This window comes from Lentibacillus daqui (assembly GCF_027186265.1).
Lineage (GTDB): Bacteria > Bacillota > Bacilli > Bacillales > Amphibacillaceae > Lentibacillus_C > Lentibacillus_C daqui.
In genome coordinates this window covers 1,590,588-1,610,404 of record NZ_CP114176.1, presented here as the reverse complement: position 1 = coordinate 1,610,404, position 19,817 = coordinate 1,590,588, and the positions used below count along the sequence as shown (strand labels likewise).

The window sequence follows — 19,817 nt, the reverse complement described above, 5'->3', positions numbered from 1 at the left end:
CTGCTCATCTGTTATTGATTTACTTTTACCATTGCTGGTCTGATTACCCGATCTTTTAGCATGTATCCTTTTTGTAATTCTTCTACGACACTGCCTGCTTCCAGCTCAGGATCTTCTATTTGCATAACCGCGTGATGCACATTTGGATCAAAAGGCTTGCCAACTGCTTCAATTTCCTCAACACCTTGACTCTTCAAGGCATCCTTCAGCTGGTTATAAACCATTTCGATTCCTTCGACAAAACTTTTATTAGCTTCCGTCACTTCCTCATTAAGTGCACGTTCAAAATTATCAAGCGCAGGTAATAATTCACTCACCAAATCCTGTGCTTTATATTTACGGTCTTTTTCCCGTTCTTTTTGCGTACGCTTTTTAAAGTTCTCAAATTCTGCCTGACTTCGTAGCACCCTCTGATACATATCCTCTTTTTCTTGTTTTAAACTGGCAATCTCTTCCTTTAATGATTCCATTACACTTTCATCAGAGTCCAGGGTTTGTTCTTCGTCATTTGTTTCTTCATCTAGGATTTCAGTTTCCGGTTCTGTTTCAGTAAATTCATTTGTATCAGCCGTTTCCTTGTTTTGTTCTGTCACCATAGCCACCTCCTATTTACATACCACGTAAGACTATACCATGAAAGGTTACGCAATTAAAAGTACAAAGGCGCAAGCGTCCGGTTAGCGACGTACAAACTGCGCCCGTGCAACACGGGTGGTTCGGCGTTGCCGCGCAAAGCGGCGTTTTTAGCCGAACATCCTTACCCACGAACTGATGCTAGTCGCTGGACGCTGGAGCCGGACGGGGCCTCCTTAGTATAATCTTAATATAGCTGTGAATTTTATACCTTCTTAACCTTTAAAAAACCGTGTGTCATTCAGACGTTAATCATTATTTTTGTACCACGTATATAGTGCATCGCTCATCTCGGTAGATAACACATCCAACAAGTTAATGACTCTTTTGTATTGCATCCGGGTCGGTCCAAGCAGGGCAATCGTACCCATCTGTTCATCGCCAAAATGATAGGTTGCAGTAATTAGGCTCAAATCCTTAATTGCTTCCACCTTGTTTTCGTGACCAATCGAAACTTTAATCCCGTCTTTCTTCGTTTTCAGAAGGTTGGCGATTTCCTCTTCCTTTTCCATCATGGCATAAAAAGAACGAACTTTTTCAACATCTTTGAATTCCGGCTGCATTAACATATTGGCCATCCCGCCAATATATAATTTGGCTTGATGTTCATTGGAAAAAGCAGCCTTTATATAATCATAGGATTTTTCAAAGTCACTAACATACAGTTTCATGAGTTCCATTACTTCTGTATTCAATTTTTCCGGTAACTCGATAATCGGTACCCCAGACAATCGATCGTTCAAGATATTTACCATTTTTTCAAGGTCAGCCGGATCCAACTCTTTGGGGATGGAAAACGTATGATGATCCACATGACCGTTATTTGTTATTAAAATGGCCACAGCGGTTTGCGGTGCCAAGGGAACAATCTGAATTTGATTTAACGTCGTTTCAAAAATTTCAGGGCCCAATATGATGGACGTATAGTTTGTTAAATCAGAAAGTACCTCAACACATTTTTGTACAAGCTTTTCAAACTCGAAAAAGCCATCATGCATAATCTGTCGAATGACAGTGACATCTTCTAAAGGTTTTTGCATTGTTAACAAATTGTCTACATAAAAACGATACCCTTTTTCAGAAGGGACCCGACCGGAAGAAGAATGTGTCTTTTCCAAAAAGCCCATTTCCTCCAAGTCTGCCATGACATTCCTAACAGTTGCAGGACTGTAGGAAATATTCTTTTTTTTGGAGATTGCACGTGACCCAACTGGCTGTGCTGTCTGGATGAAATCATCAACAATGACTTGTAGAATTAACTTCTGCCTTTCAGTTAACATGATGATCACCTCTGTTAGCACTCTCTTGTTCCGAGTGCTAATTCTATTATTAAATTATCAAATCACCTTTTTTTTGTCAATAAAGATGAACCAGATCGTCATCGTCTAATAAAAACTTTTCAAATACTTCATTACCAAACAATAAGCCTTGATCGGTTAACCGGATGCGATCACCATCATCTGCCAGCCACCCTTTTTGTATCAGCTGGTTGATCTCTGTTTGATAGAGCGTGTCCATTTCCAGCCCAAGTTTTTCTTGGAAGATATGCCTTGAAATCCCGGCAAGTTTCCTCAAACCTAGGAACATCTGCTCCTCAATTCGTTCTTTTAAACCGATTGTTTCCGTATTTAATACCGGATTGCCATCTTTCATGGCTTGTTTTACATATGCTGGAAGCGGCCGGATATTGCCAGTTCGTTTACCGGGTAAATACCCATGGGCGCCCGCACCAAAACCATAATAGTATTCATTGTTCCAATACGTTAAATTGTGTCTGCTCTCAAAGCCCGGCTTGGCAAAATTACTAATTTCATATTGCAAGACACCATTGTCACGCATGGTTTTCTGCAGCAGTTCATACATGACTACCTCGGTTTCCTGTGGTACACGATGCAATTTCCCTTTTTTATAACGTTGATAAAATACGGTTTTGGGTTCAATTTGCAGGGCATATGTGGAATAATGCGGCAGCTGAAACTGAATCGCTTCATTAACTGTGTGACGAAAATCTTCAATGGTTTGGTTTGGTAATGCATAGATTAAATCAATGCTGATATTAAAAATCCCCTGTTGGTGAAGCAGATCAATAGTACGATAAACATCTTTTACCCGATGCAAGCGACCAAGTTCCTGAAGCATCGCATCATCAAAAACCTGTACACCAAGTGACACCCGGTTAACCCCATAATCCTTTAAAAGTTTGATTTTTTCGCTGTTAAAATCACCAGGATTTGCCTCAATCGTAAATTCCTCACAATTTGATACGACGAATTTTTTATTGATCAGTTCCATCAATGCTCGCAATTGTCTCAAGTTTAAGGCAGTCGGTGTACCGCCTCCAATAAAAATCGTTTTTACATGCTTATGTTTCCCCTTAATTTGGGTATTTATTTCATTGGCTAACGCTTCGATATACCTGTCTCCCCGCTTTTCGTTATAAATAATCTTCGCAAAGTCGCAATAATGACAGATTTGCTGACAGAATGGAATATGAATATAGACCGATTGAACGCGTGGATCCATGTTTTCTCACCCTTTTCGTAAAGCTCTTTTCGTTGTCTTCCCATTTGCACAGAAATAGGGGTAAAACCGTTGTCAGGTTTTACCCATTTCAAATAGTTTAATCGTCACCCATTTCCAGGACAGCCATAAATGCCTCTTGGGGAACCTCAACAGAACCAACCATTTTCATGCGTTTTTTACCCTCTTTTTGCTTCTCGAGCAGCTTACGTTTTCGGGAAATGTCGCCGCCATAGCATTTTGACAAAACATTTTTGCGCATTGCTTTGATGGTTGAACGGGCGATAATTTTATTGCCAATTGCCGCCTGTACCGGGACTTCGAATTGTTGCCTCGGGATCAATTCTTTTAGTTTCTCAACAATTTGTTTCCCACGAGCATAAGCAAAGTCCCGATGAACGATGAACGATAATGCGTCGATCGTTTCGCCATTTAACAGAATGTCCATTTTCACAAGTTTGGAGTCTTGATAACCAATTAGCTCATAATCAAAGGATGCATACCCTTTCGTCTGCGATTTTAACTGATCAAAGAAATCATAGACAATTTCAGATAATGGAAGGTGATAAATAACATTTACCCGGATATCATCTAAGTACTCCATATTGACAAATTGACCGCGTTTTTTCTGACAAATTTCCATAACCTGACCCACGTAATCGTTTGGAACCATGACAGTTGCTTCTACATAAGGTTCCCTGACCTCTTTGATCTGTTGCGGGTCGGGCATTTCGGAAGGATTGTCCACTTCTACTATATCGTCATTTGTTAATTCAACTTCATAAATAACACTTGGTGCAGTAGTAATTAATTGAATATTAAATTCCCGCTCAATCCGTTCTTGAATAATTTCCATATGCAGGAGTCCGAGAAATCCGCACCGAAAGCCAAATCCCAAGGCTTGTGATGTTTCTGCCTCATATTGTAGCGATGAATCATTTAGTTCCAAACGTTCGAGTGCCTCCCGAAGATCATTATATTTGTTCGAATCAACCGGGTATAGGCCGCAGAAGACCATCGGATTTAATTTTCGATAACCTGACAGTGGTGTATCGGCAGGGTTATCGGCAAGCGTAATTGTGTCACCAACCCTTGAATCACCAACCTGTTTGATGGATGCTGTTAAATAGCCCACATCACCCACCCTCAATTCTGTTTGCGGAACCGGTTTTGGTGTAAAAACGCCAACCTCGTTTACTTCAAATTCCTTTCCAGTCGCCATCATTTTAATGTTGTCGCCAACTTTTACCATACCTTCTTTCACACAGATATAAGCAATCACGCCACGGTACGGATCATATATCGAATCAAAAATTAACGCCTTTAATGGGGCGTTATCATCTCCTTCTGGTGCTGGTATTGCTTCAACGATTCTTTCAAGAATTTCATCGATGCCGATACTGTCTTTTGCCGAGGCAAGAATCACCTCATCTTTATCAATCCCGATTACATCCTCAAGTTCTTTAGCTACCCGGTCTGTATCGGCATTAGGCAAGTCTATCTTATTAATTACAGGGATGATTTCCAGATCATTATCCAGGGCGAGATATACATTTGCCAATGTCTGCGCTTCAATCCCTTGTGCAGCATCAACAACTAAAATGGCCCCCTCACAGGCAGCCAAACTTCGCGAAACTTCATATGTAAAATCAACATGCCCGGGTGTATCAATCAAATGAAAGATAAATTCCTCTCCGCCCTTACTCTGGTAATGGAGCCGGACAGCATTTAGCTTGATCGTGATCCCGCGCTCTCTTTCTAAATCCATGGCATCAAGAAATTGTTCTTTCATTTCCCGTTGCGTTAGTGCTTTTGTCTTTTCCAAAATCCGATCCGCCAGTGTTGATTTTCCGTGGTCAATATGAGCGATAATCGAAAAATTGCGGACGTTTCTTTGTGTTTTCGCCATAAGTGCTGTTCACTCCTACATGTATTGTACCGTGAAAACATGATGTGTTTACTAGGATAGATTATAGCAATAGCAGCCCTGACATTCAATAAGAAAGGCGGAGAGCCTGTTTTCTATGTTCATTCCCGTTTGGTACATGCATTTATAAGAAAAACCGGGCAAACCCCGCCCGGTCCTTTTGTATCCACCATAGTTAGAGAAAATCCGATAATTTATATTCCTGTCCATGTATGCCCTTATAATACTCCGGATACATGTCTCCCCCACATTGTTCACAACTAAATCTGGGTGGAGTTGTTGGATCTCCTCCATCCATCAAATCAAATTCCTGTACGACATCATAAGGAATCTTCTCCTCCTCATGACACACCAAACAATGATAATTGACAAACGTCTTCTTGGGGCGCAGATGGTCGGTTCCCTTTTTCCTCTTTTTGCTTTTCTTGCCCGTTGCCTTCGAGATGATGAATCACCCTTTCTAGATAGCTTTTTGCTTCTTTCGTTAATGCTATTTTTATTTCTAATCGTCCTCCCTCAAGACAGACTTCACCCATGTACTCATAATAGTTGTTGCAATGTGGGCAAATCATTGGATCTTTTTGTCCACTTGAAATAATACGCTCTCTCCATGTTTGGCGGCGTAATGTCTTTTTCACCTTCAGTATCCATCGTTTTGTTCCTTGTTGCCATGTAGCCAACAGCTTTTTACTTAACTTCTTGCTCCTTCTTGAGTACATGCCATAATGACGAATCGTTTTAAATTGTTCATCCGGAATATGACGTATTAAACGGATGATAAACTCTTCTACTGTAACTACTTCATGTTTTTCTTTCCCATCTGTCTTGTCCACATACTTAAAAGTTACAGTTTGACCATCATATGCCTCGATCCGATTGGTTCCAATCGCTGGTCGACGAATATAGCGGCCAATATAGCGAAGCTGCTCTTTTATCTTTCCTCTTTGTTTGGGAGCATACACATAGAAGCCTTCCCCATTTGCGGAAAAAGCCTTTTGTAATCTTGGCTGTACCCTTTTCTTTTCTTGCTTCGTCAAGTTTTTTCGGATGAGCTTCAACACTACCGTCTGCCATTGCTTTCGAAGCATCTTGAATGGTATAAAATCGTATCCTTTCCATTCCCCTTTTTTCGTGATTCCCCCATCGTTACCATCATATGTACATGGGGATTGAAATTCACTTTGGAACCAAACGTATGCAATCCAACTATAATCCCCGGTATCACCTTGGCTTTCTTCTGAAAATAGTCAGTAAGTAATTTGGCTGCTTCATCCATAAGTGGCTTTAAAAGCTCACGATGTAAAAGGAATATATCCCGTAGCCCTTCATCAATTGTGAGTATCACATGTCGGTGATTCACTTGTAATACGTCCTCAGACAATAGACGACTCCATTCTTCGCTTTCTCCAACAGAACAGGTTGTACAAAAACGTCCCTTACATCGGAAGGGAATACGCTTTACATCATGGCAGCCCTCGCAAACAAAAAGTTTGAATCCTTTTTTCATATCTCCACAGTCACGAAATTTCTCTACCTCCTTTATGACAATAGGACGGATTCTCTTTCCGTATTTCCTTTTGAATGATTCCCAATGTTGATTTTCGTCAAAGAAGATTTCTTTTAATATGTTTTTCCCCATACATAAAAAATACCACAGTAACACTCACTGCGGTAGACCCAAATTTTATACTTTCCTATCTTTTAAACAAAAACCCCCTGTTATTATAACACTGCAATAGCGAATAACAGAGGGTTTTTAGTCAAAAAAATACTTGGGCAAATTGATAGAAGATCATCACAACCATCTCATAAATTCCTTTAATAATATCACCTAAAAAAGAAGCTGTTTTTTGGGTAAGATGTGCAGAGGTATCCATTTCCGGTTCGGGCTCGTTGCTTACTTCTATCGTCTCAACTTCTTGTTTATTCACATCCGCTTTTGAGCTATCCTGTTCTTGTACCTGCTCCTCCTGCTGCACAGTTTCTGCTTCTTGACCATGGTCTATGCCATAAAGCATTCCCGACAGAAAGAAAACTGCCAATAACAACAATGTGATAACTGCCCGTACCATCTGCCATTCCCTCCCTTGCTTTTGGCGATATAATGCTGGTAAATACCATAGTTCCAATTCCGAAATGCACTTATAGTAAAATCTATGTCGCTGTTTGATGAACTAGAACCAGTAGAACCAAATCTTTTAATTTTCCTGTCAAATAATAGAGTGAACTAGAAGTACTATCTTGTGTATGAGGAGAAGTTTTCCACATCAACCTTTTCATGTAATGCGGCATTCACTCCGTTTGCAATCACATGCGACATGTCGTCCATGAACCCGTCGACTTCTTTCGGTGTCACCATATAATTGTAACCAACCGGGGTTAATACCTCCTTGATCAATGCCCTTTTATCCTCCTCTGTTAACGTTCCGACAATCCCAAGAAAAGTTTTCCGCTTCTCCTCGTCGGGCAGATCTTCTTCAGTAAATTTTTTTGTGCCAAAGTTTAAACCGGCTGGAGCTAGTGATTTCGATGGCTTGTCTTTTTCATTCCATTCCCTGCCAAAATGTTTTAATATCAAATCAATGGTGTCGCTCGTTATGGTCACTGCATCAACAACAGTTGGGACTCCAATCGCTATCACCGGAATTCCCAATGTATCCTGACTCAATTCTTTCCGTTTATTACCGACACCGGATCCTGGATGAATCCCTGAATCAGAAAGTTGAATAGTCTCATTAATTCGCTCAATTGACCTCGAAGCAAGTGCATCAACAGCTACAACAAAATCAGGGTTAAACTTTTCAATTATTCCAAAGATCATGTCGCTTGTCTCAATCCCTGTCACCCCCATCACACCAGGTGTAACTGCTGCGACAGAACGATACCCCTCGGCAACAGTTTCATACTGCAATCGAAACAAGTGGCTGGTGACGAGAACTTTTTCTATTGCCATTGGACCAAGTGCATCAGGCGTAACATTCCAATTCCCCAACCCAACAACTAATCCGGTCGCATCTTTTGGAATATTGTTTTTCTCCAATAGCCGTTCCAACTCTTTGGCAAGAATTTTTGCCGCCGCTTCTTGTCTTGTTGTATCTTGCTTTTTAACCCCGTCCGCGTAGATGGTGACATAGGTCCCCGCCTTTTTGTTGAGCACATCGGCTCCTTCTGCATCAATTTCAACCTGGGAAATGGCAATATCATCTTCTTTATAATCTTTAATGGTTACCCCTTTTATTTGCCTTTCCTGTTTATCCTCTTCTTGTTTTTGAACATACATATCTTTTGCTTCCACAGCCAAATCAGTTCGCACTTGGAAATTTATGTTGTTTTCATCCATGACTATCATGTCATCCCTTCTTACAAGACTGTCATTATTTATTAGTCATTAGGCTATACAAAACAGGAAGAATTCATACAAAAACAATAGCAGTGATTGTCTGGATCAGGTGTCAGGCCAATTGTCGCTAAACGGGCGCTTACGTCTTTCTTATAACAAAGCTGTTGAAAACCTTGCCGCCGTTTGGTAAAATGATTTTTGTTCTCAACCGTATGTACAGGTTGTTTAGGAGGTGAAACAATGGCTAATATTAAATCTGCAATTAAACGTGTAAATATCAATAATAAAAATCGCGCCCAGAATCAATCAGAGAAAACAGAAATGCGTTCGCAAATCAAACATGTAGAAAAATTTATTGCGGCTAGCGATGCTGAAAACGCCAAAGCTGCACTTCATTCAGCAACAAAATCAATTGATAAAGCAGTGCAAAAAGGGATTATCCATAAGAACAACGGTAATCGTCAAAAAGCACGCTTGGCTCAAAAAATAAACAACATTGCATAACGCATAGTTGCAAAAAACAAAACGATCCAGTGTTTCGGATCGTTTTTTGTTATATGGAAATCATGAAATTTCGGGTATTCTTGCGAGGTGCCACGTCCAGCTATGGCTTTGGTCTCACTTGAACAAGTTCATATAATAACAATTCAAATGCAAGCTGTTTTTCCATTTTCCCCTGTTTCATCATCGTGTCCGCTTCGGTAAGTTTGTCCATCATTGTTTGTAACGTTTGGTTGCTAAAACGCGCTTCACGTTTTGCGGCTATTTTTACAACATACGGGTGAACACCCAATTGTTTCTGCATTTGGAACGAACTATAGCCTTTTTGCTTTAATAATTTCACGCGGTAAATGGTTCGGAATTGAAAAGCCAAAAGAGCAATAAGGGCGATCGGTTCTTCCTTCATTTTCTGCAAGTCATGAAAAATTGCAATAGCTTTATGAATATTACCTTCCATTACGGCATCCACCAGTCTAAGTGAAGAACTGTTTGCTGTATGAGAAACCAGCTGTTCAGCTATCTCCTTCGTAATGGTCCCACCCTCACCAACATACAGTGCTAATTTTGTCAGCTCATTTTTAAGTAAATAGAGGTTTGTTGCGACTTCACCTTCAAGTACTTCATAAGCTTCAGGTGAAATGCGAATGTTTAATTGGTCGGCTTGATCATTAATCCATGCAGGCACATCCTGCTCCTTGATTGGACTGCAATCGGCCACTACTCCATGCTTTTTTAATAATTTGCTGATTTTTTTTCGCTCATCGATTTTTTCATATGGCGCAATAAACACCATAACTGAATAGTCAACCGGTGATTCCAGATAGTGCTGTAGTAAGGTGAGATCATGCTCAAACGGTAACTTGTCTGCCTTCGCTTTAAGAAAAGTTGGATTGTTGGCGAAAATCAGTTTCCTTTCACCAAAAAATGGCAATGTTTCAGCGTCCATAATGACTTCCTGTATAGGGGTTTCTTCCAGATCATACATGACCAGGTTTTCTTTGTCATCATCAGGTAACACCGCATTTGTAATATGTTTTTTTAAATTTTGTATGAAATAAGTATCAGTACCATATAATAAATATATTGGCGAAATTTGTTTATTCTTTACTTGTTTTAAAATGTCCATATATGCCATGTTGTTCACTCCAATGTATACCATTTTACCGTAAAAACATGAAAAAGGGAATTGCGATCACGGCAATTCCCTGTCAGGAGATCTATATAAACGCTTGATTTACAGTCCCGGGCTACTGCTCCTCAAACGATATTTTCCCTTACCTGTAGATTGACCATCTGTGCCAAAACTATAGATGTTAACTCTTTCTAAATATGGGGAAATAATTTTTGTATCATTTTCCATATGAATGTGGATTTTTTTCTGTATTTCATTTATACTAAAAATGAACTAGGAGGGTTAGATGTGAACGAATTCGAAAATGACGTACAGTCAAAAAATAATGATGTTGTTGACTCAATGAAAGGATTTGGCTACTCGTTTATATTCTTTATCCTTATTTTTGCTATCGGTGTAGCAATCAGTGTTATTGCATCATAAAGTGAAACTACTTAGAAAAAAGCTAATGGTTACAGTAAGTATTAATCTTTCGCCTGATGCATATTCATGACCAAAGAGGCTGGCAATAGTCACTTTGGTCATTTTTTTATGTTCTCTTGAATGCCGCTATACTAACAGTCTAACCGGATGTGTTCTATGTTAAGAAGGTATAAAAATACATTCAAAGCCTATTCTGCTTATGCCAGAATTGGCCCCGTCCGGCTCCAGCACAAACGCCGCTAACCGGGTGCTTATGCCTTTGTTCATACTTTATGGCAGGAACTTCAAAAATGTTCCCTTATCTTCATGAAATCGAAATACAACTGCTCCATCTTGATCTGATCTAAATACATAAATATCGTTCTCCGCCAACCGCTCTGTAATTTCTGGGGATGGATGGCCATATAAGTTGTGCCGGCCAACCGAAATCAGACCATACACTGGATCTATTGCTGATAAAAATGCCGAATCTGAAGATGTTTTGCTTCCATGGTGGGCAACTTTTAAAACATCTACATTTAAATCCGGGTAGGCTCTTATCAATTGTTGTTCAACATCCTGCCCAATATCCCCGGTAAACAGCCAGGTTAGTCCGCCAAATTCTGTATATAGAACAAGCGAATTATCATTCGGAGAATCCTGTTTTGTAAAAGGCGAAAGGGCTGAAAATACCTGTCCCGCCATTTCCGTTGTTTCCCCCGCCTCTATCTGTTGCACATCCGTTCCATTTTCCTGCCAATTGGTTATCTCCTGCTCAGTTAGCGGATAGTATGCACTTACTATGACATATTTAACATTCAATTCATCAATTAGATATGGAACACTGCCGACATGGTCGAAATCCTCGTGTGATAAAAAAATGGCATCTATTGTGGTAATTCCCCGTGACATAAAATATGGCTTCATCATTTGCCGGTAATTTTGATCCGCATTATCTTTATTGTCAAAACTGGCTTTGGCTCCGGCGTCTACCATAAACACACCCTTGCGATATGGCAGTTCAATCACAAACGCATCACCTTGCCCAATATCAAGCATTGTTACGGAACCGACCGGATTGAAATAGGGCTTAATGGTAACACCAATAATTAAGCACACTGTTAAGCATCCTAACAGCAAGGAATGCCAATGACGTTTTTGCTGAAGCCGATTCATAAACAATAAGAACAGGATGAAATATAATAATGCACCAACAACCGAAATGGAGCCAACGGTAAGCGGATGATAAAAATAGGTGTCAATTCCATGCAGTAGCGAGAGAAACAGGTGATGTATCTTTGTAAAGAAAATATCGGCTACTGATGTCATAGCTCCCAAAATCGGAGACAGTAATAAAAGAAAAAACATAAATGGAATAACAAATAAAGTAAAATACGGGATAACAAGTAAATTAAGGATGATGGAAAGTGGATGAAACATATAAAAATATACCACCTGAAGCGGAAATATAATCATTTGCGCAACAAAACTGATTTGCAGCATTTGTAATAAAGGCGAGGAGGTATACGACAGCCAATGCCTGGATAACAATATACCAAACGTTACTAAAAATGAAAATTGAAAGCCAACATGATACACCATGTATTTATCTGCCAGCATCAATAAGAGAAATACAATACTTAACACATCGGTTGAACCGAATTGCACTTTTAATTTGTTTAAAATGATAAACAACATGAGCATGACACAGGCGCGCCATACCGATGGTTCACCCCCGGCAATAAGCGCGTAAAACGGCAAAAAAATAATCATCACCCACTGTGCCTTTTCCTTTGTAAGCAGATTACATTTGATAAACAGAAAATACACTATTGATACAATCAAGCCCACATGTAAGCCGGAAATAGCCAAAATATGTGACAATCCCCATCGTTGAAATAAGTCGATCGTATCTTCGTCAATGGAAGAGTCATCCCCAATAACCAATGCAGTTAGCCAAGCAGCAGTTTCCTTTCCTACGAGCCGTTTGACATGATGAATTAACTTCTGACGCAGATCGTAAACTCCCGCTAGCGTACCGGAACCGGAGCAGGAAATATCCTCCATTGACTTCATGTTAATTTGATACATAATTCCTTTTGTCTGTAAATATCTTCTATAGTCAAACTGACCGGGATTTGTACTTCTGGTCGGTTGTTCTATTTTTCCATATACTTCACATGTTGCTCCGTGTTTCCATGTTTGTATATGATGGACCCATTCATTATCGTCTTTATCGGGAAAGTAAACAACGAGAAGGTTTGTTTTGGAGGTATGGTCTTGGAGGACAAAACCTATTTTCTTATCCGTCTTGTTAAAAGAACCAATTATCTTTCCGGTGTAGGAAGCGGAATCAGCTGTTGCTTCTGGTTCAATTTCTACGTCTGATATGACCGGTATGTACGTATAAAAGAGGAAAAAAACGGTTAGAGAAACAACTATCGGGAGCATCCCCAACCGCTTAAATCCATACAACAGAAGCAGCCAGACAATAAATGCGACAGCGAACCAATATGTCTGCGTCATCACAGTAACCGCACATACAGCCGCCGAGATAGCAGGAAAATGCCAGTAGCCTTTCATGCACGATACTCCTTGTTTTGTTAAATTTTAAATAAACGTTCTGCTTCTTCTTTGAGATGAAATGCCTTGTCTGTATCGGTAAGGTTATCCAGTAATGCTTTTACCAGTTCCGTCTTTTCACTAACATTTTCATCAATTGCCAAATAATTCAATTCCACCTTTTTGGTTTCTACATCTGCTTCTTGAAATAATTCCAAAGCATATGGATGATTTTTATAATCAGTAGCATAATAGACTGTCTTAATACCGCTTTGGATAATCTGTTTGCAGCATTGCAGACATGGAAAATGGGTTACATAAAGTTCTGCACCATCTGTCGGAACACCAAACTTAGCGCATTGCAATAGCGCATTCGCCTCCGCATGAACGGTACGAACGCAATGTCCATCAATAATATAACAGCCTTCATCAATGCAATGTACACTGCCGGACACACTGCCATTATAACCGCCGGCAATGATCCGTTTATCTCTCACTATCGTTGCCCCAACCATTAATCTTGTACACGTACTGCGTAATGCTAGTAAATGACTTTGCGCCATAAAATATTGGTCCCATGAAATTCTCTCCATCCTAAATATCCCCTTTATAGAGGATGTTCAAAAAGTCCGGTAAAAATGACGTGCCCCTGCAAAAAGGGTATGCCGACGCCTGAGCGCAAGACCGTTTTTAGTCGGCCTTCCTTTGAAGAAGTTCGTTGGCTTGCTTTTCCGCTCCTCATGTACCTTTTTGTACACTCCGGTGCTCAAAGCTACGCCGCCTTGAACTTCTCGATCCTTTTTATCCTCCTTTTGAACACACTCTAATACTATTACTTCAATAGTGTACATGCACTAATGATATTTAGTCAATTACCACTATGGGATCTGAATCGCGTCCTGAAAATTTTCCAGTGTTTTCTCGCCAATCCCCGATACCTGCAACAAATCGTCGATGGTTTGAAACGGGCCATTCTCTTCCCGATAATCAATAATAGCCTGAGCCTTGGACGGTCCTATACCAGGCAGGGTTTCAATTTCTGTTTGGGTCGCCTGATTAATTTTTAATTTGGATTCTTGACCAACTGTTCCCGTCGCCTCAGACAATCCATCGGCATCATCTCCTGTTTGCGGAATCGTGATGACCATCTCATCCTGAACCTTTTGGGCCAAATTGACCATGGTCTGATCAGCTTGTTTGGTAAATCCGCCAGCCAATTCAATAACATCATGCACCCTTGCATCTGGTGACACATCATAAATACCTGGTTTCTTGATCGCGCCTTTTACGTCGACAATCACGATGCCGTTGGCTGTTTCATCATCCTTTGCTTTTGCTTCTTCTTTTATCGGGTCGGGTACTGGTGTTAGCTTAGCATCGGTATCGGGGGTATCATGACGGTTAAACAGAAGGAAAACAATAATCGCCACTCCGATTAAAATAAAGAAAAAACTTTTTTTCAGGAATTCCATAATCATGTCTATCATATCCTTCCTTAACAGTGAAATTCCATTCAGTCGAGGTATTACGACCGTTAAAGTTGTTAATGGAGTAATTCGAGGGAGAACGGGGTCGTAATCCGGGTTCCTTTATATCTATTCGACATAAAACCGCAAACTCCTGCCAGCAAAAAACAACCGGGAAAATACTATTTTCCCGGTTGTTTTTCAGCCACAAAGAAGATTCTTTCCGTATTATCCTTTAGACTTTCCGGTTTTGGCGAAAAATCACCATATAAATGACGAATGTTGAAGCCGGAAGCTTGTAATAATTTTTGATAAATTTTTATAGGAAATGTCTGTTGATGATGATATTCTTCAAATCGAGTATATGTTTTACCTTGTTGTACGAAAAAAGTTAAATCATGAAAAACTTCTCCAGATACTTCACCTGGAGAACAAAACCAGATATAGGCCAGGTCATCGTCTACCATTGCAAATGTTTCCCCGGCCAGATTATTATCCAAATGATAGAGGGAATGAACATCAAAGATAAATATCCCTCCGTCGGCGAGCATGTTCTTTACATGCGAAAAGACAGTCATTAATTCCTCTTCGGTTGTGATATAATTCATCACATCACAATAGCTGACCACTGCATCAAGTTCTGACAACCCTTGCAGTTCCCTCAAATCCTGATGAATCCATTGGACAGGAACTCCCATATCCGAAGCGTGCTGCTGGGCAACACTCAGCATCGTTTCCGAATAATCCACACCAATCATTTGGTATCCCATTTGCGCTAAACCTGTTGTTATCCGTCCTGTGCCACAACCAAGATCGGCTACATGATGAATCGGTTTATCTGATTGCTGAAAAATTCCAACCGTGAAACCCAGCCAATCATCATATGGGGCATCATCCATCAACCGGTCATAGACGTTGGCCAATTGTTGATATTCCATTAGTTATTCTTCCCGTCCAAAATTAAATTCAATCTGTGCAGCATCGCCCCATAATCGTTCCAGGTTATAATAGGAACGCTCATCTTTGTGAAAAATATGGCATACAACATCGCCAATATCGACCAATATCCACCGCGCCTGTTCAAACCCTTCCAGACGTTTAACAGTCAATCCGCCTTCTTCCACCATATCTTTAATGGATCGGGCAATCGCCTGCACCTGTCGCTCATTCGTTCCATGACAAATCAAGAAGTAATCTGCCACTAATGACACTTCTTTCATATCTAAAGCAATAATGTTTTCAGCGCGTTTATCATCACACGCTTGTGCAACTTTCTCCAGTAATTCCAAAGTATCTTCCAAAATTAGTAACCTCCGTTTACATGTCTCGTTAGATCATTATATGCATGAATCGTGTCCGGGTAAATACGTGATCCTTTCCCCATTAAAAACTGAATTGAATTTCTAATGGATAACCAGCAGGCATGAGTGAGATCCTCTTTTGCCATGTTTCTTACTTCATCCAATCCGGGAAAAGACCGGCCTGGTTCAATATAATCTGCCAATAAAACAATCATTTCCAGTTTATTCATGTGTGCTTTTCCCGTCGTGTGATTGTGAATAGCACCAAGTACCAACTGATCCTGAATTCCATGTTCTTCTTTTACCAAAATTGCACCAACTGGAGCATGCCATAATTCTTGATGATAAAATAACAAATCATTTGGCAGCGGACTTGCTAAAATTATCCGGCGCATTTCTTCGGCCGGCCGAAATTTTGCGTAATCATGAAAAATAGCTGCTAATTCCGCTTTATCCTGTGATACCTGAAAACGCTCAGCCAGTTCCACCGCCGTTTCTGCAACACGTAACGTATGCTCGAATCGTTTCACTGTCAACTGTGGTTTAACCTTCTTAATCGCCTCATTCTTGTCCATATAATCGCTTCCCTTTAATATAACTTTCCACAACTTCCGGTAATAAATATTTGATTGACTGGTTTGCTTTAATGCGCTCTCTGATTAGGGTAGATGACACATCAATCATCGGGATATCCACGATAAGAACAGGATATTCCGTATCCAGCTTATAGCCACTACGCTTCACCCCAACGAACTTCATGATATTCAATAATTCATCAATACGATGCCACTTCGGTAAATACTCCACCATATCAGCGCCAATAATAAAATAAAATTCAATATCGGGATATGTATCGTGCAACATCTTCATTGTATCAAATGTATAAGATTTTCCTAAACGATCGATTTCTACCGTGTTCAGTTTAAATTGATGATTGGATGCAATTGCCCGCTTGAGCATTTGCATTCGATCTTTTGCACTTGATCTTGCCTTTTGTTTATGCGGAGGCTCATAAGATGGGATAAACCAGATTTCTGTTAAGCCAAGTTGGTTTTTTACCTCCTCGGCTATCAGCAAATGTCCCAAATGCGGCGGGTCGAATGTGCCTCCTAAAATGCCAACTCGTTTCATCGCTTACTCCTTTATAGGGATGTTCAAAAAGCCTGGAAAGAAGACATGTCAATTTTTTGAACACGTTCTTTATGGTAATTGAATGTGCTTGTTTTCTTCTGACTCTTTGTAAAGCACAATATTATTCCCAATGATTTGTACAACTTCCGCTTCCGCACCGTCAGCTAACATGGTTGCAACATCATGTTTATCCTGCAAACAGTTCTGCAGGATACTAACCTTGATCAATTCCCGTTTTTCCAATGCTTCACTAATTTGTTTCACCATATTTTCATTGACGCCGTCTTTACCAACCTGAAATATTGGCTTTAAACGATTCGCTTCCGCACGTAAATATCTTTTTTGCTTTCCTGTTAACATGATTATCTTCCTTCCAAAATCCGTTGTAATTGTTCTGCCATACCCTCGATTGGCACTTGACGATTTGTCCATAATTCAAACGCATATTGTGCCTGATAAAGAAGCATTGTATGGCCATAATGAACAAGCGCTCCCTGCTTTTGCGCCCGTTTCAAAAAAGTTGTCTCGATCGGCTGATAAATAATATCACTTGCAATACTTCCTGGTTTAAAGGAAACATCCGTCGGAAAAATGGATTGTTCCTGGTTTGGTTTCATTCCAATCGAGGTCGTTTGGATGATCAGATCGTACTCAGGAACTGCCTGCATAAATGTTTCTAATGATAACACCATTGTATTTGTTTGATCCTGCTGCAATTTGGCAATAGCTTCTGCGTTCGATATGGTACGATTAGCAATATCAATAAAACGAAACCCTTCTGTTACAAGCGCATGATAAATTCCCCTGGCCGCACCACCGGATCCGATAATAGCTATTTTCAGCGCTTTATTTTGGGAAATCTCCGGGTATTGTTCGCATAATGACCGGACATAACCTTTCCCATCAGTATTATATCCAATCCATTTTCCATCACGATTGACGACCGTATTGACCGCACCAATCTGTTTTGCCCCATCACTAACTTCATCCAAAAAAGGGATGATTTTTTGTTTGTATGGAACCGTCACATTAAAGCCATTGACAGAGCGATTCCTCAGATCGGTTATACGTTGTGCAAATGACTGTTCCGGTGCTATCTCTTCCAGCATATAGCTTCCATTCAGGCCTGTTCGCTCAAGAAATTGCTCATGAATCCATGGAGATAAGGAATGTTGAACAGGATAGCCTATCAAGGCAAATTTAAAATCCATGTGATTACCCTCCCTTTATATCAGTGCCTTTCGTAATGAAGCAGAAACCCCTTTTGGATTATAAGCTCTTACTGTTGTACCTGGACGGTTAATCGTTACCCAGCCAAGTCCGGGAAAGACAATATCGGTTTTTTCTTCTGTCAGGCGAAACGTTGCTTCCGTGAATGCTGGCAACTGTGACAATGTCTCCTGATCAGGAGGAGATAATAATTTCCCTTTATGATTGCGATATAATTCATCAGCATTGGCTGTTTTGGTTCGATGGATTGGCAGTGCATTAGCAAAATAGCAAACAAAGGACTGCTTTTCACCCTTCACAAAATCCAAGCGTGCCAATCCGCCAAAGAATAAGGTTTGTTCACTATTCAACTGATAGACACGCGGTTTAATTTCTTTGTTTGGTGTAATTAGCTTCAAGTCGTGATCAGACACATAATGGACCATTTGTTGTTTATTAACAATACCAGGTGTATCAATCAGGGCCGTTGTTTCGTCCAAAGGGATTTCAATAAAACCCAGTGTTGTCCCAGGGAAATAAGAAGTCGTAATCACATTATTCTCCCCGGTTGACCGTTTGATGAGCCGATTAATGAACGTGGATTTGCCCACATTTGTCGTCCCCACCACATATACATCCTTTTGGGCGCGATAATCATCGATTGCTTCCGCTAATTCATCGATCCCATGTCCTTTAGCCGACGAAATAAGAAATACATCCTTTACATCAATCCCCATTGATTTTGCTGATGAACGAAGCCATTGCTTGAGCTTTCGTTGATTAGTTGACTTGGGTAACAAATCCAGCTTGTTTCCCACCAGTATGATTGGATTATGGCCAACTAGACGCGGAAGGCTTTTAATCAGGCTTCCACTAACATCAAAAATATCTACAAGATGAACAACAAGACCGCTTGCCTCGCCAATTTGACTTATCAGATCCAAAAATTCTTCATCACTTATCGCTACCGACTGTACCTGATTATAATGCTTTAACCGGAAACAGCGCTGGCATAAAATGGGATCCCGATCCAGAGCTGATTTTGGGGCATAGCCAAGTTCTGTTTGGTTTTCAGTTTGAATCATAATCCCGCAGCCTTGACAATACAATTTTTCCAATTTTATTCCTCCCAAGTTACCATTCCTTTTTTCCGCATGTAACGTAATATCCGGCGTTCGAATTTTCGGTTGATCCGGGTTAGTTTACCATCCGAATGGACAATTGGGACAACCAGTATGGTATGAAAACCGCACAAATTACCACCCAATACATCTGTGAACAACTGATCGCCGACAACGACAATCTCATTTTTATTCAACTTCATTGTTTTGGCGGCTGATTTAAACGCCCGGCCAAGAGGTTTTTTGGCCCTAAATAAGAATGGGATGTCAAGTGGTTGAGAAAAAATCTTTACCCGTTCCTCATTATTATTGGAAATAATCGTTACTTTGATATTGTTTTCTTTCATCAATTGAAACCATTGAATAATCTCAGGTGTTGCATCCTTCACATTCCAAGCAACAAGTGTATTATCCAGATCGGTAATGATACCTTTTATTCCTTGTTGTTTTAAAACATCAGGATGAATGTCAAATACACTCTTTACATGTTGATTCGGCAAAAACTTCTTCAGCAACTTTCACACCTCATTACAAATTTCCCTGCTTTTTAGCTAAATGATATAAAAACAGCC

The 19,817-nt window shown here is 40.2% G+C and carries 20 protein-coding genes and 1 pseudogene; 2 read left to right on the top strand and 19 right to left on the bottom strand.

The features are described 5' to 3' along the window. Positions 1 to 11: 11 nt before the first annotated feature. The 7 genes and pseudogenes from grpE to gpr all read right to left on the bottom strand — a co-directional run bounded on the left by grpE (position 12) and on the right by gpr (position 8,420). Complete coding sequence (grpE, locus tag O2S85_RS08085; protein ID WP_269412153.1) at positions 12 to 596, bottom strand: nucleotide exchange factor GrpE; 585 nt, start codon at positions 594 to 596, stop codon at positions 12 to 14. A 285-nt stretch (positions 597 to 881) separates the two neighbouring features. Beyond that, complete coding sequence (gene hrcA / locus O2S85_RS08080) at positions 882 to 1,913, bottom strand: heat-inducible transcriptional repressor HrcA (RefSeq protein ID WP_269412152.1); 1,032 nt, start codon at positions 1,911 to 1,913, stop codon at positions 882 to 884. Positions 1,914 to 1,989: 76 nt separating this feature from the next. Beyond that, the gene (gene hemW / locus O2S85_RS08075; protein WP_269412151.1) at positions 1,990 to 3,156 is read right to left on the bottom strand and encodes a radical SAM family heme chaperone HemW; all 1,167 of its coding nucleotides are present in this window, start codon (positions 3,154 to 3,156) and stop codon (positions 1,990 to 1,992) included. 97 nt (positions 3,157 to 3,253) lie between these two features. Next, entirely contained in the window at positions 3,254 to 5,062 is a 1,809-nt protein-coding gene (gene lepA, locus O2S85_RS08070; protein WP_269412150.1) for a translation elongation factor 4, read from the bottom strand. Positions 5,063 to 5,421: 359 nt separating this feature from the next. Beyond that, positions 5,422 to 6,719: pseudogene (locus tag O2S85_RS08065) on the bottom strand (IS91 family transposase). A gap of 121 nt (positions 6,720 to 6,840) precedes the next feature. Beyond that, complete coding sequence (locus O2S85_RS08060; RefSeq protein ID WP_269412149.1) at positions 6,841 to 7,152, bottom strand: hypothetical protein; 312 nt, start codon at positions 7,150 to 7,152, stop codon at positions 6,841 to 6,843. A gap of 164 nt (positions 7,153 to 7,316) precedes the next feature. Continuing rightward, positions 7,317 to 8,420, bottom strand: coding sequence for a GPR endopeptidase (gene gpr / locus O2S85_RS08055; protein ID WP_269412517.1), 1,104 nt, complete (start codon positions 8,418 to 8,420; stop codon positions 7,317 to 7,319). 240 nt (positions 8,421 to 8,660) lie between these two features. On the opposite strand from gpr, the gene rpsT reads away from it, so the two are divergent. After that, positions 8,661 to 8,924, top strand: coding sequence for a 30S ribosomal protein S20 (gene rpsT / locus O2S85_RS08050; RefSeq protein WP_269412148.1), 264 nt, complete (start codon positions 8,661 to 8,663; stop codon positions 8,922 to 8,924). A 100-nt stretch (positions 8,925 to 9,024) separates the two neighbouring features. Here the strand turns inward: rpsT and holA are convergent, their stop codons facing one another. After that, positions 9,025 to 10,056 carry a DNA polymerase III subunit delta gene (holA, locus tag O2S85_RS08045; RefSeq protein WP_269412147.1) on the bottom strand — a complete coding sequence of 344 codons (1,032 nt, stop codon included), beginning with the start codon at positions 10,054 to 10,056 and terminating at the stop codon, positions 9,025 to 9,027. Positions 10,057 to 10,341: 285 nt separating this feature from the next. On the opposite strand from holA, the gene O2S85_RS08040 reads away from it, so the two are divergent. Further along, positions 10,342 to 10,476 (top strand): YqzM family protein, encoded by a 135-nt coding sequence (locus tag O2S85_RS08040; protein WP_269412146.1) that lies wholly within the window; start codon positions 10,342 to 10,344, stop codon positions 10,474 to 10,476. 270 nt (positions 10,477 to 10,746) lie between these two features. On the opposite strand, the gene O2S85_RS08035 is transcribed toward O2S85_RS08040, so the two are convergent. From O2S85_RS08035 to O2S85_RS07985, 11 genes are all read right to left on the bottom strand, one after another. Next, complete coding sequence (locus O2S85_RS08035) at positions 10,747 to 13,038, bottom strand: DNA internalization-related competence protein ComEC/Rec2 (protein ID WP_269412145.1); 2,292 nt, start codon at positions 13,036 to 13,038, stop codon at positions 10,747 to 10,749. Positions 13,039 to 13,058: 20 nt separating this feature from the next. Beyond that, a complete protein-coding gene (locus tag O2S85_RS08030; protein ID WP_269412144.1) occupies positions 13,059 to 13,610 on the bottom strand; it encodes a ComE operon protein 2 in 552 nt (183 codons plus the stop codon). Between the two features lie 285 nt (positions 13,611 to 13,895). Continuing rightward, the gene (locus O2S85_RS08025; protein ID WP_269412143.1) at positions 13,896 to 14,495 is read right to left on the bottom strand and encodes a helix-hairpin-helix domain-containing protein; all 600 of its coding nucleotides are present in this window, start codon (positions 14,493 to 14,495) and stop codon (positions 13,896 to 13,898) included. A gap of 170 nt (positions 14,496 to 14,665) precedes the next feature. Continuing rightward, complete coding sequence (locus tag O2S85_RS08020) at positions 14,666 to 15,421, bottom strand: class I SAM-dependent DNA methyltransferase (RefSeq protein WP_269412142.1); 756 nt, start codon at positions 15,419 to 15,421, stop codon at positions 14,666 to 14,668. Between the two features lie 3 nt (positions 15,422 to 15,424). Beyond that, positions 15,425 to 15,784 carry a ribosome silencing factor gene (gene rsfS / locus O2S85_RS08015; protein WP_269412141.1) on the bottom strand — a complete coding sequence of 120 codons (360 nt, stop codon included), beginning with the start codon at positions 15,782 to 15,784 and terminating at the stop codon, positions 15,425 to 15,427. Positions 15,785 to 15,786: 2 nt separating this feature from the next. Beyond that, a complete protein-coding gene (gene yqeK, locus O2S85_RS08010) occupies positions 15,787 to 16,359 on the bottom strand; it encodes a bis(5'-nucleosyl)-tetraphosphatase (symmetrical) YqeK (protein WP_269412140.1) in 573 nt (190 codons plus the stop codon). Continuing rightward, complete coding sequence (locus O2S85_RS08005) at positions 16,346 to 16,915, bottom strand: nicotinate-nucleotide adenylyltransferase (protein ID WP_269412139.1); 570 nt, start codon at positions 16,913 to 16,915, stop codon at positions 16,346 to 16,348. The genes yqeK and O2S85_RS08005 overlap by 14 nt, the downstream gene beginning before the upstream one ends. 69 nt (positions 16,916 to 16,984) lie before the next feature. Next, the gene (gene yhbY, locus O2S85_RS08000) at positions 16,985 to 17,275 is read right to left on the bottom strand and encodes a ribosome assembly RNA-binding protein YhbY (protein WP_269412138.1); all 291 of its coding nucleotides are present in this window, start codon (positions 17,273 to 17,275) and stop codon (positions 16,985 to 16,987) included. 2 nt (positions 17,276 to 17,277) lie between these two features. Further along, on the bottom strand, positions 17,278 to 18,126 hold the full coding sequence (gene aroE, locus O2S85_RS07995) for a shikimate dehydrogenase (RefSeq protein WP_269412137.1): 849 nt from the start codon (positions 18,124 to 18,126) through the stop codon (positions 17,278 to 17,280). A 15-nt stretch (positions 18,127 to 18,141) separates the two neighbouring features. Next, positions 18,142 to 19,242, bottom strand: coding sequence for a ribosome biogenesis GTPase YqeH (gene yqeH / locus O2S85_RS07990; RefSeq protein ID WP_269412136.1), 1,101 nt, complete (start codon positions 19,240 to 19,242; stop codon positions 18,142 to 18,144). A gap of 2 nt (positions 19,243 to 19,244) precedes the next feature. Further along, positions 19,245 to 19,760 carry a YqeG family HAD IIIA-type phosphatase gene (locus tag O2S85_RS07985; protein WP_269412135.1) on the bottom strand — a complete coding sequence of 172 codons (516 nt, stop codon included), beginning with the start codon at positions 19,758 to 19,760 and terminating at the stop codon, positions 19,245 to 19,247. Positions 19,761 to 19,817: the final 57 nt, after the last annotated feature.